An 11,570-nucleotide genomic window follows, 5' to 3' on the forward strand; every position below is an offset into this window, starting at 1 on the left:
GTATCAGGCTTTTCGTGAATTGGTATTAGCAACGCATAACGCACATTTCATGCTGACTAATCTAATCAGCTTTAATTGAAATGTCCTTATTTACCAATTTACTCAATCTGCATTCAGCCAATAAACCATTAGAAGACTTTTTCACTGAAATTGTTGCTTACTTTTTCTCGATTCATCAAGATTTGTTAATTGCTTGGCTGCAACAAAACCTCATTATTGGCGATAAGAGTTACTCTCGTATCACTATTACTACCCAAAAAGAACACCAAGGGCTAGAAAGTCATACCGCCGATAGTAGATTCGACATTTTAATTGAATTATCAAATGGTTTAGATACAGACGTAATAATTATTGAATCAAAAATTGGTTCTACAGATGGGAATAATGCTTTAAAAAGATATGTTGAGATTTTGAGTAGTTTACCAAATGTTAATCAACGTATCTTACTTTATATTACTCGTAATTATGACCCTCAAGAAGAAATCAAAACTTTCGCTTCAAAACAAAAAACAACAGTAAATTTTCATCAGTTAAGGTGGTATCAGTTCTATTCTTTTTTAGACAAGCATGGTTCTGATACCTTAGCCCAAGAAATATTAACTTTCATGAGGAGTAATCAAATGGCAGGCAAAAATCAATTCTCATCAATTGATTTATTAACAATGATGAACTTTAATAAAACTCTCAATTTTATGCAAGCAACGCTGAGTGAGGAAGTTGAAGCGGAATTTAAGAATGCTTTTGGTAGAGTAACTAGTGGTTCACCCAGTATTACGCAATGGAGACATCACAGTAGATATATTATTTACACTGGCTTGTCTGATGGATGGAATCTTTGGTGTGGGCTAGGGTATTTTTATTTAAATTCAGATGATTTGACTAGTTATCCTTATATAGGTATATGTTTAGAGGTTTCACCAACTTTCAAAAATCGCCCAAAAATTATTAAAGCTATGCAAAATATAGTCAATGATAAACCTGAAATATGGACTCCTTGTGGTTTAACAGTTACACCAGATTGGTCTAGTATATTTTATCGTAAAACCTTACAAGAGTTTTTGTCTTATGAAGACCAACTATGTCCTATTAAAGAATTTTTTATTGAAGCAATTAAAGAATTAGAAATAGTTAGAGAAAAATATTTTGATTTTCCTTGGAAGGGTCTTAGTGCAGGAGAAATGATACAAGAAGATATGGAGTGTGCAGATAATCTACAGCAAACCTTGTCCAATTAATTTTATCTTTCGAGAATATATTAAACCTGAAATTTAGACATTAGCTAGGACTTACGCAAAAAACCTCTCAAACTCTCATTTCTCTGTGTTCTCTGCGTCTCTGTGGTTCATTATTCCGTAACTAGTGCGTAAGTCCTAATTAGCTTCAAAGTTTTCGCCGTATTACCTTTAACAGTCTTGCTGTCCCACAGTATGGGGTGATATTCAATTGTGTGCCAAGGTTCTACCATATCTGCATAATGTTGATGAAAGGCTTGTCCAGATTGTCCGGGAGTATGAATAGCGAGTGATTTATCCAAATTTCCTAAGTCTACTATCATCCGTAAACACGCATCTTGCACTAAGCCCCAACAAATGGAATGAGACTGTTGGCGAATTTATGTAAACCGCAATTTCTGGGGTGAGGCGCTACGACATCTCAAGGCTTTGAGGATAGCGATCGCAATTCGCTGCGATACAAACTAAGCCCGCACTTCGACAAGCTCAGTGACCACCTGCGCGGACTAACACAAAATCAAGGTTTATTGTCCCACCCAAAAATATCAGGCTGAGTAACTGCGATCGCACCTTGGTCAATTTTTATGCAAGCAACTATTGACAGAAATATATTGTAAATCTAATATTTAGGTTATCTAATTATAAAACATCAAACTTGTGACAAGACTGATAGGAAAAGCAGATCGGTCGGAAACACCAGCCAGCACACCGAAACCGATTATTTTAGAAACCCAAGGACTCACACGCCATTTTGGTAAAGTTACGGCTGTTAACAACATCAGTATCTCTGTAGAACAGGGTGAAATTTTTGGCTTACTAGGGCCGAATGGGGCAGGTAAGAGTACCGTTATTAAAATGTTGACAACTCTGTTACCTGCCAGTGCCGGGAAAGCAACCTTAGCAGGCTATGACATAACCCATCAATCGATGGCGGTAAGAAGAGTGATTGGCTATGTACCGCAAGCTCTTTCTGCTGACGGTAGCCTCACAGGTTACGAAAACCTGTTGATATTTGCCAAGTTGTATGAAATTCCTAGCAAGCATCGAGAGCGATACATTAAAGAAATTCTGGCATTTATGGGTCTAGCCGATGCGACTCACCGCTTAGTGAGAAATTACTCTGGTGGGATGATTCGCAAGTTAGAAATTGCCCAATCAATCTTACATCAACCGCAAATTTTGTTTTTAGATGAACCCACTGTCGGACTAGATCCTTTAGCACGGACTCAGGTTTGGCAATTGGTACAAAAACTTTGTACTGACTTCGGCACAACAATATTTTTAACCACTCACTTTTTAGAAGAAGCCGATAATCTTTGTGACCGAGTGGTAATTATGCAGCGCGGCGAAGAAATTACCAAAGGCGCACCTAAAGACTTAAAAGCCTCACTGGATAAGCCGAATGCAACTTTAGATGATGTCTTTATTCACTACACAGGCGACCAATTAGTATCAGGAGTTAACTACCGTGACACAGCAAGAACCAGGCGTACTGCTCAACGGTTGGGTTAGAACCAAAGCTATTCGCAAGCATAATTTTATCTCTGCAATTAGTGAGTTAATCTTCAAAACATTCGCGATCGCCGAATTAGAAATTCGCAAACTACGTCATGATCCTACTGATTTAGCCGTCAGAGCCGTCCAGCCAGCATTATGGTTACTCATATTTGGGCAAGTCTTCTCCAAAATTAGAGCCATCCCCACCGGGGGAAATCTGCCTTATTTAGATTTTATGACCGCAGGGATTCTCGCCCAGAGTGTTTTGTTTGTCGCTATTTTCACTGGGGGAATGACCCTGATTTGGGAACGGGATTTAGGGATTGTGCATAAATTCCTGGCGAGTCCTACACCCCGCGTCGCTATGGTATTAGGCAAAGCGGTGGCTTGCGGAGTCCGATGCTTATCTCAGGTATTTATTATTTATGGATTGGCACTGTTATTAGGGGTAAAGCTGAACTTGCATCCCTTGGCAATTATCAAAGTCTTATTAATCGTTCTCATGGGTGCAAGTTGCTTTTGCATTTTTTCTCTAATTATTGGCTGTTTGGTGAAAACTAGAGAAAGAATGACCGGAATTGGGCAATTATTAACCATGCCGTTGTTTTTTGCCAGCAATGCGATTTATCCCATTTCCTTAATGCCGAACTGGCTAAAATTTATTTCCCATATCAACCCCTTAACTTATGAAGTTGATGCTTTACGCGGCACAATGCTACTTAATGGCACAAGTCTCTATGGGTTTGGGTTGGATTGTACAGTTCTGCTACTAACATTAATAATATTAACCCTCATCTGTGGCAAACTTTATCCACGGGTGGCGATGTAAGTAGGAGAACAACTAGCCCATGAAGCTTGATAAACCCTCACATGGTGCGACTTCTGAAGAATGTGCTGCCAAAGTAATGGAAACAGTTCCATTAGTGATGCGGTTTATCAGGAAGGAGATGCGAGCGCACAACGCCGGGTTTTTGTCAATTCCCCAGTTGCGATCGCTGGCATTTATCAATCGTAATCCTGGTGGTTCACTATCTGGTTTGGCAGAACATCTCGGGGTCACCTCTGCGACAGCTTCAGCAACTATAGAACGGCTAGTACAGCGCAACTTAGTGCAACGTGAACACCATCCCCAAGAGCGACGGCGGATAGTTCTCAACTTAACTGACGAGGGAAAGTACCATCTCCAGCAATCTCTCAATCATACTCGCGCTCAAATTGCTGACATTCTCAATAGTCTGTCAGTCGAAGAATTTTCCCAGATAGAACAAGGGTTAACCTTCTTAAAAAATGTCTTCGATCAAACGGAAATCCACCCCCCAGAACCATGAGCCTGGAGAACATGATCCCTTTGCGGCTCTGAGATTTCGAGACTATAGATTATTTACCATTGGGCGTTTGCTGCTATCTATTGGCTCGCAAATGCAGACTGTAGCCATTGGTTGGGAACTTTATGAACGCACTGATTCAGCTTTAGCGTTAGGTGGTGTCGGACTTGCTCAAGTCTTACCCATTATTGCTCTCACCTTAATTGCCGGAGATTTGGCAGATCGCCGCGATCGCAAAATCACTGTTTTATCTTCAGTCATCTTACTCGCTCTTTGTTCTCTAACTTTAGCAGTGCTTTCCTATACCAAGGGTGCAATATTTCTGATTTATGCTTGCTTGATGTTATCTGGTGTAGCTAGGGCATTTCTCAAACCTGCGGGTGATGCTTTGATGTGGCAGTTAATACCTGTAAGTGCCTTTACCAATGCTGCGACTTGGAACAGTAGTAGTTTTCAGTTAGCCGCCGTTATTGGCCCAGCCTTGGGTGGCTTTGGCATTGCTTTGTTAGGAAGTGCAACAGGGGTATATATATTAGCGGCGATCGCGGCTTTTTTCTGTTTCTGTCTCACCGCGGCAATTAAAGAGCAACCAAATACCCGCACTAAAGAACCAATTTCTCTGCAAGCACTCTCCGCCGGCGTGAAATTTCTCTGGGAGAATCAGTTAATTTTAGCCGCCATTACCCTAGATATGTTTGCGGTGTTATTTGGTGGTGCGATCGCTCTATTGCCGATTTTTGCCAAAGATATTTTGCACGTCGGGCCAGTAGAATTAGGCTACCTACAAGCGGCTCCTTCCATTGGGGCGCTAATTATGGCGGTGAGTTTGGCATATCTACCACCATTACGCAAAGCCGGGCCGGCCTTACTTTGGTCAGTCGTTGGCTTTGGCGTGGTCACAATTATTTTTGGTCTGTCGCGGTGGTTTTGGCTATCTCTACTCATGTTGGTCTTGAGTGGTGCGTTAGATAGTATTAGTGTAGTGATTCGCCATACTTTAGTCCAAATTAGAACACCCGATCATTTGCGTGGTCGGGTGGCAGCAATTAATAGCGTATTTATCAGCGCTTCTAATGAATTGGGCGGTTTTGAATCTGGTTTAGCTGCTGCAATATTTGGCCCTATTGCAGCGGTTGTTGGTGGTGGTGTTGGCACTATTCTAGTCGTACTGGCTGTAGCTAAAATTTGGCCAGGTATGGTTAAACTTGGAGCTTTACAAGAATTAGATTAACGTGAGTTAGAGCGATGAAAAACCTCTCCCTTTTTCGTCAGTAATTGAGGATAGGTGAGGTAATAAAAAACTTGTCGAACTCATATCAAATTAAGTCAACTTACCAGTCAGCTATTTTGCTATCGTCCCAAACTTCTAGTTGTAAACCTTGGAGATAGCTTAATCCATCCTGAATTTGTGGATCAATTCCTTTGAGTTCTAAGTCGAACCAACCATCACCTACAGCATTAGCTCCCAGAATTGCCGCAGTGATATTTACAGTCAAACCATAGTCTGAAATTAAGTGAGAAATTACAGGTTCTTGATGATAATCTTTGGGAATTCTTAGGCGTATCCGTTTAGATTTCAGGGTATCTTCACTAGCCATATCGAAATCAGCCTTTGATTAATAGAGAACAATAAAAGTGCTGAAGTTTCATTTCCTACGGCCTATTTTTAAGGCAGAAAGCTCAGTGTTAAAGTTTTATACTTCAGACTAGCCTACGGCAAGCCCTTCGGGTTCAGCAGTCGCTCATGGGGGAAACCCCCAAGACCGCGCTGCCTCACTGCTGCGCGTCTACACACTTCATTCAACATCTTTAATGCGAGTTTTGCGTTCTAAAATTTCCTTCAGTATCAAGGTAACTACTGCTAAAAGTCCCAACAGTACTGCGGCTGAAAAGGCGGCTTCAGTTTCATACTGTTTGTAAGCATCTTCCACAAACAATGGTAAACTTTGGGTTTTGTCAGCAATGTTACCCGAAACTACCGAAACAGCACCGAATTCCCCCATTGCTCTGGCGTTGGTCAAAATTAAACCGTAAAGTAATCCCCAACGAATGCTGGGTAGTGTGACGCGCCAAAATATTTGCCAATCTTTTGCACCCAAGGTTTTAGCTGCTTCTTCTTGGTCGCTACCAAATTCCTCTAACACCGGAATGACTTCTCGCGCCACAAAGGGCATACTGACAAAGGCTGTCGCTAACACCATACCAGGAAAGGCAAAGATAATTTTAATGTCGTGGGCTTGCAGAAAAGGGCCAAACCAACCATTGCGACCGTAGAGTAGGACAATCATCAACCCAGCAACTACGGGTGAAATGGAAAAGGGCAGGTCGATAATACTTAAAACTATGGCACGACCAGGGAATTTATGCCGCGCGATCGCCCAAGCTGCACACAAGCCAAATACTGTATTTAATGGCACAGCAATCAACGCCAGTATTAACGTCAGCCAAGCTGCATGAAGAAAGGCAGGGTGTGTTAGGTTAGCAAAAAACGGGCCTATTCCCTTTTTAAAGGCTTGAAAAAAAACGTTAATTGCTGGGATGTATTGAATTAATGCTAAATACGCAATAGCAATGCCAATTAAAAGGGTGGGAACCCAACTATTCTGCTGTTTGGGCTTGGCTGCATTGGTATTAGACCCAGATGAGTGAAATCTTGGCTCATTTACTGTCATATCTTCTTGCCCACGCTTGTAAGAAATTAATTGCCAATAGTAGTATCAAAGAAATTGTCAGTAACACCATGCCAATCACAGTAGCGCCAGAATAGTCATACTGCTCTAAGCGTTGAAAAATCAGTACTGGTGCAATTAAATCTTGATAGGGTGTGTTAGAAGAAATAATGACTGTCGAGCCATATTCACCAACCGCACGGGAAAAACCCAAAGCAATACCCGTCAAAATTGTTGGGAATAATGGTGGTAAAATCACTTTCCAAAATGTTTGCCATTGAGAAGCACCCAAACACCAAGCAGCTTCCTCAATGTCATGTTCCATTTCTTGCAGTACTGGTTGTACAGTTCTGACAACAAAAGGTAGGGAAATAAAGATCATTGCTACTGCTACACCCAACCGAGTGAAAGATACTTTAATTCCCAATGGTGCTAGAAGTGAACCAATCCAGCCATTATCGCTGTAAACTGTTGCCAATGTTAAACCAGCAACGGAAGTTGGTAGGGCAAAGGGTAAGTCTACGGTGGCATCAATCAGCCTTTTCAAAGGAAAGTCATAACGCACCAAAACCCAGGCAATTAAAGTTCCAAATACACCATTAAGCAGCGCCGCTCCTATAGATGTGACAAAAGTGACGTTATAAGTAGCTAATGCAACATCGCTAGTAGCAATTTCCCAAAACCTTGCCGGAGGTTCGGTACTGGCTTTCAAGAACATCGCAACTATTGGCATAAATAACATGAATGTTAGGTATACCAAAGTAATGCGCCATGTCCAAGGCAGATGAATCAATTGATGCAGGAATTTCTTCCAGAATGGAGTTGGAGAAGCAAGATGTTGATGTGGAGAAGAAGATACAGCCATAAAAATTTCATTGGTCATTTGTCATTGGTCATTTGTCATTGGTCATTTGTCATTGAAAAATAGACTTATCTAAAAATTAGGTTTATATCCTTGCTATGAAAGCTCTGATATTTATTTACAGATAAGTCCATTGACTCTTGACCATTGACTATTGACTATTTACCGTTTCTTTTGGGCTTGAATCTTATCAAAAACACCGCCCTCAGCAAAGAATTTCTTATCAATTTCACTCCAACCACCGTAATCTTGTACTGTGCCTAAAGTTTTGACGTTGGGGAATTTGTCTTTCACTTCTTTAGTTTGGGCAACAGTTTCATCAACTGGGCGGAATCCTAATTTAGCAAATTCTTGCTGGGCTTCTGGTGTATAAAGGTATTTGACAAAAGCTTCGGCAACTTCACGGGTGCCATGCTTATCAACATTTTTATCAACCACAGCAATTGGGTTATCGATAGAAATATTGACATCAGGGACAATATAATTTACTTTTTCTCCCTTTTGTTTTGCTAAAACAATTTCATTTTCGTAGTTGATTAAAGCATCACCTTGACCTTGCTTGAAAAATGCGTCAGTTGCTTCCCGCGCATCTTTAGTCAACAGCGGTACATTGTTATAAACTTTGGAGACAAATTCAGTCGCCTTTGCGTCATCTCCACCAGTTTTAATGGCTGAATTCCACAGCGCGAGGAAGTTCCACTTAGCCACACCTGATGTTTTCGGATCAGCTGTAATGAGTTTTACCCCGTCTTTGGCTAAATCTGTCCAAGTTTTGATGCTTTTTGGATTACCTTCACGAGTTACGATCGCCGCAACAGATTTAGAAACGATCCCATTATTAGGAACTTCTTTTTCCCATCCTGGCTCAATCAGTCCGGCTTTCTGAATCTTTTGCGTATCTCCAGCCAGCGCCAAGTGAACTACATCGGCTTCCAAACCATCGATGACGGCGCGAGTTTGAGAGCCAGAACCGCCATAGCTTTGTTTAAAAGTGACGGTTTGGTTATGCTCTTGCTTCCACTTTTCGACAAACTTGGGAATGATGGCTTCGTGTGCTGCTTTAGTTACAGCAAAAGAAACTAAGGTGACTTCAACGTTTGATTTGTTAGCTGCAACTGGACTAGCAGAAGGAGTTTCAGTGCCAGAATTACTGCTATTTCCACCAGAGCAGGCGGCCAGCGCCACGCTCAAAATAGCTCCTACCAATGTGAGCGATACAAAACCTTTGAGCGAATTGAGCCTGAACCGATATGGTTTGTGCTGAGTAGTAAATTGCTGCGATCGCTTCAGGGGACGCTGCCAAAAATTCATTCCGTGGCTCCTCTCAATCTACGGTAAATTGATGTATATATGGTTATATAAGATTTATGTTACTGGATATTTGCACGGATTAATTCTGTTTAATTGCAAACTCAACAAAAAATTCATATTCTCTATCGAGAATAGGGAGATTGTAGCAGTTTAGTTGGCGATTAAAAATACTTACACAAAAATTTGGATGCGAAGAGGGGTATAAAGATGTGAGGTTTTGCTCACTCTCTATACCCATTTGATCAAACTTGACATTAGTTTGGGTTAATTACGCCTATTTACTTTGGCAGAACCGCACTTGAACGCATAGTGCGCTGGCGATCGCTTTTCCGAATCCCGTCAGGTATATGGTACTCATGGCTATTATTAAAATAATATTTGGTTGGGTTTTAAAACGAAACCCAACATTCTCAAAATTTTATTGAATTAACAACGCCGTAGCTGTGTTAGCAATATAACAACATCATCCATAGCTTGCCTGATCGTGCTGGCTGGTTGCTCAGATTGATTCACAATTATACTAAAAGCTAACGGCTCAAATTGTGGCGAATCTATATATCCTGACAGAGAAATTGCACCTTTTAAAGTTCCGGTTTTAGCTTGGACAATTCCTTGCGCCGATGTGTTGCGAAAGCGCCCTTGTAAAGTACCACTAACTCCAGCGACAGGTAAAGAAGCCCGAAAAACTTTTGCTTCTGGTGATGCGGCGATTACTTGTAAAACTTGTACCAAAGCTTCTGGACTAATTAAATTTTTCCGCGATAATCCTGAACCATCCACCACACTATAAGTATTGAGGTTTACTCCTAATTGGGTGAGAGTTTCTTGCATAACTTTTAACCCAACATCAGCAGTATTTTGATTTTTGGCTACTTGTTGTTTGTGGGCTAAAGTTCTTAATAAAGCTTCAGCAAATAAATTATTACTGTTTAAATTCATCTCCTTAATCAACTCAGACAAAGGTGGAGATTCAATCGCTGCAATTTCGCGTTCATTATTACCACCACTGGCGGTAGATGTTTGCTGCACAGAGATTCCCTCTGCTGCTAAACTTTGACGAAAGTGACGTAAGAAATTTTGTGTAGGGTCAAATACTGCGATCGCATTAATATCTGGTTGTGAATTTACAGCCAGTTGTCCTTGCAAATACAGCACAGCGCCTTTTAAGTCACGCTTAACTTCTACTAACCCTGGTTCATCTTTTTGCGCCGTGACAGAATTATTTTCAACTCGCCACTGATACGCCTCTGTAGGATCAGCCCATTTAATTTGCAGTGGTTTTCCTATAGCTTGGGGTAACACTGTTAATACAGCAGCATTTTCATTCAAAATCAAACTATTGACTGGTGCGCCATAATAAGCTTGTACATCTTCCCATTGCCAACTAGGATTTATCAAATCTCCTTGAAAATAACTATCATCAGCAATTAAATTATTGACTTGAGTAATGCCCTGTTGACGTAATTGCTTGGCTAATAGTGTTAATTGAGCATTTTTTAAACTGGGGTCTCCTCGACCAACTACACGCAAATTGCCATCAGCATCTTGATAAACAGAGGTACGAATGCGAAAATCTGCGCCTAATTGCTTCAGCGCCGCAGCTGTCGTCAACAACTTAGCATTAGAAGCAGGTGTAAAGTATTTTTCAGCATCGTGGCTGTAAAGCGTTTGCGTAGAAGCTAAGTTTTTAACTAAAATTCCCCAACGAGCGCGGCTAAATAAAGGACGATTGATTGCAGAATCTATAGATGTTCTTAGTTCAGCAGGACACAGTGATTTTGTGGTAGTTGCAGGGGGAACTGGAGTTTGGGCTGTAACTGCTTGTTGGGTAATTCCAGTCTGGGTTCCCAGCAACAGTAGCAGCAAACTCAGGGAAATTTTGCGAGAAAACATACTTAAACTTCTACATTGAGAACTGACAGTTATATTATTTTGTAGTGTTTGGCGATCGCCGCAGGCAGTATACTAAACGTATTAAAATTTACTAAGGAATAAATAGCCTACTCACGCCTAAATAATTTTCAACATAAAGTACAATCTCGATCAGGCACTCAACACACTGTTCTCGATATTTTCTTTCTATATATGCGGTCAACATTTGCAAGAGTAATTACAGGTAAAGATGTTGGCAGACTTTCTTGACGTATCACTTGTTCTAAAGAATCTTCTCCCTTCATACTGCGATTCGCTGTTAAGAGAATCATCTGCTTTTCTTGAGCAAATAGCCAAACCATCCTATCGCTGCTTTCTGTTGAACAAATCATAGTTCAAGTTATTGATTATCTGTGGGTACTGATTGCCAAGCAACCCGATGTTTCCAGTGCGATGTGAAATTAAGTTGAACTGCTTGGTTAAAGTCCTCCAAAGCTGCTGAAAAAGCTTTCTCTTTTAGCTTTGCTGCACCTTGGTTGTTCAACTGTTTAGGGTATTGTGGATTCCATACATATTTTTGACAAGTTTGGTAGGCAATTTCTGTATCACTGCCATTTTCAGGATTTTGAAAGACGGGATGATAATGTAACCTGTTGCAGCAAACTTGCAACCATTCTTGCCACCCACACTGCCACAAGCGGACTGTTCCATCAAGACTACCACTGGCAATCAGTTTCCCATCAGGGCTAAAAGCTGCGGAATTTACCCAATACTCATGCCCGCGCCAAGGTTGACCAATGGG

General features: G+C 41.1%; 13 protein-coding genes. 5 read left to right on the forward strand and 8 right to left on the reverse strand.

Annotated elements, in window-relative coordinates; translation table 11 throughout:
- The first annotated feature begins 80 nt into the window (after positions 1-80).
- Positions 81-1,235, forward strand: coding sequence for a PD-(D/E)XK nuclease family protein (locus NCWK1_RS22765; protein ID WP_103126278.1), 1,155 nt, complete (start codon positions 81-83; stop codon positions 1,233-1,235).
- A gap of 110 nt (positions 1,236-1,345) precedes the next feature.
- On the opposite strand, the gene NCWK1_RS22770 is transcribed toward NCWK1_RS22765, so the two are convergent.
- Entirely contained in the window at positions 1,346-1,555 is a 210-nt protein-coding gene (locus NCWK1_RS22770; protein ID WP_245894974.1) for a penicillin acylase family protein, read from the reverse strand.
- Between the two features lie 334 nt (positions 1,556-1,889).
- On the opposite strand from NCWK1_RS22770, the gene NCWK1_RS22775 reads away from it, so the two are divergent.
- From NCWK1_RS22775 to NCWK1_RS22790, 4 genes are read left to right on the forward strand one after another with little or no spacing between them, the layout of a single operon-like run.
- Complete coding sequence (locus NCWK1_RS22775) at positions 1,890-2,744, forward strand: ABC transporter ATP-binding protein (RefSeq protein WP_096576449.1); 855 nt, start codon at positions 1,890-1,892, stop codon at positions 2,742-2,744.
- Positions 2,701-3,558: an ABC transporter permease gene (locus tag NCWK1_RS22780; protein WP_103126279.1), complete on the forward strand. Its 858-nt coding sequence runs from the start codon at positions 2,701-2,703 to the stop codon at positions 3,556-3,558. Before NCWK1_RS22775 ends, NCWK1_RS22780 begins: the two co-directional genes overlap by 44 nt.
- A 19-nt stretch (positions 3,559-3,577) precedes the next feature.
- Positions 3,578-4,057: a MarR family winged helix-turn-helix transcriptional regulator gene (locus NCWK1_RS22785; RefSeq protein ID WP_103126280.1), complete on the forward strand. Its 480-nt coding sequence runs from the start codon at positions 3,578-3,580 to the stop codon at positions 4,055-4,057.
- Positions 4,017-5,285 (forward strand): MFS transporter, encoded by a 1,269-nt coding sequence (locus tag NCWK1_RS22790; protein ID WP_103126281.1) that lies wholly within the window; start codon positions 4,017-4,019, stop codon positions 5,283-5,285. The genes NCWK1_RS22785 and NCWK1_RS22790 overlap by 41 nt, the downstream gene beginning before the upstream one ends.
- Before the next feature lie 100 nt (positions 5,286-5,385).
- Here NCWK1_RS22790 and NCWK1_RS22795 read toward each other — a convergent pair whose 3' ends face one another.
- The 7 genes from NCWK1_RS22795 to NCWK1_RS22825 form a co-directional block, all read right to left on the reverse strand.
- A complete protein-coding gene (locus NCWK1_RS22795; protein ID WP_096576441.1) occupies positions 5,386-5,652 on the reverse strand; it encodes an NIL domain-containing protein in 267 nt (88 codons plus the stop codon).
- 198 nt (positions 5,653-5,850) lie between these two features.
- The gene (cysW, locus tag NCWK1_RS22800; protein WP_103126282.1) at positions 5,851-6,726 is read right to left on the reverse strand and encodes a sulfate ABC transporter permease subunit CysW; all 876 of its coding nucleotides are present in this window, start codon (positions 6,724-6,726) and stop codon (positions 5,851-5,853) included.
- Positions 6,713-7,588 carry a sulfate ABC transporter permease subunit CysT gene (gene cysT / locus NCWK1_RS22805; RefSeq protein WP_096584842.1) on the reverse strand — a complete coding sequence of 292 codons (876 nt, stop codon included), beginning with the start codon at positions 7,586-7,588 and terminating at the stop codon, positions 6,713-6,715. Before cysT ends, cysW begins: the two co-directional genes overlap by 14 nt.
- Positions 7,589-7,747: 159 nt before the next feature.
- A complete protein-coding gene (locus NCWK1_RS22810; RefSeq protein WP_096576437.1) occupies positions 7,748-8,896 on the reverse strand; it encodes a sulfate ABC transporter substrate-binding protein in 1,149 nt (382 codons plus the stop codon).
- Between the two features lie 426 nt (positions 8,897-9,322).
- On the reverse strand, positions 9,323-10,789 hold the full coding sequence (dacB, locus tag NCWK1_RS22815; RefSeq protein WP_103126283.1) for a D-alanyl-D-alanine carboxypeptidase/D-alanyl-D-alanine endopeptidase: 1,467 nt from the start codon (positions 10,787-10,789) through the stop codon (positions 9,323-9,325).
- A gap of 158 nt (positions 10,790-10,947) precedes the next feature.
- The gene (locus tag NCWK1_RS22820) at positions 10,948-11,160 is read right to left on the reverse strand and encodes a hypothetical protein (protein ID WP_245894975.1); all 213 of its coding nucleotides are present in this window, start codon (positions 11,158-11,160) and stop codon (positions 10,948-10,950) included.
- A gap of 8 nt (positions 11,161-11,168) precedes the next feature.
- Positions 11,169-11,570, reverse strand: a 402-nt coding sequence (locus NCWK1_RS22825) for a WD40 repeat domain-containing protein (protein WP_222838808.1), incomplete at its 5' end; no start/stop codon positions are given.

Origin of the sequence: Nostoc cycadae WK-1, from assembly GCF_002897135.1 — a bacterium.
Taxonomy (GTDB): Bacteria; Cyanobacteriota; Cyanobacteriia; order Cyanobacteriales; family Nostocaceae; genus Nostoc_B.

Excerpts from the sequence above, each read along its gene's own strand:
- NCWK1_RS22765 (WP_103126278.1), top strand. The coding sequence starts at position 81 with ATGTCCTTATTTACCAATTTACTCAATCTGCATTCAGCCAATAAACCA.
- NCWK1_RS22770 (WP_245894974.1), bottom strand. The coding sequence starts at position 1,555 with ATGATAGTAGACTTAGGAAATTTGGATAAATCACTCGCTATTCATACT.
- NCWK1_RS22785 (WP_103126280.1), top strand. The coding sequence starts at position 3,578 with ATGAAGCTTGATAAACCCTCACATGGTGCGACTTCTGAAGAATGTGCT.
- NCWK1_RS22790 (WP_103126281.1), top strand. The coding sequence starts at position 4,017 with ATGTCTTCGATCAAACGGAAATCCACCCCCCAGAACCATGAGCCTGGA.
- NCWK1_RS22795 (WP_096576441.1), bottom strand. The coding sequence starts at position 5,652 with ATGGCTAGTGAAGATACCCTGAAATCTAAACGGATACGCCTAAGAATT.
- cysW (WP_103126282.1), bottom strand. The coding sequence starts at position 6,726 with ATGACAGTAAATGAGCCAAGATTTCACTCATCTGGGTCTAATACCAAT.
- cysT (WP_096584842.1), bottom strand. The coding sequence starts at position 7,588 with ATGGCTGTATCTTCTTCTCCACATCAACATCTTGCTTCTCCAACTCCA.
- NCWK1_RS22810 (WP_096576437.1), bottom strand. The coding sequence starts at position 8,896 with ATGAATTTTTGGCAGCGTCCCCTGAAGCGATCGCAGCAATTTACTACT.
- dacB (WP_103126283.1), bottom strand. The coding sequence starts at position 10,789 with ATGTTTTCTCGCAAAATTTCCCTGAGTTTGCTGCTACTGTTGCTGGGA.
- NCWK1_RS22820 (WP_245894975.1), bottom strand. The coding sequence starts at position 11,160 with ATGATTTGTTCAACAGAAAGCAGCGATAGGATGGTTTGGCTATTTGCT.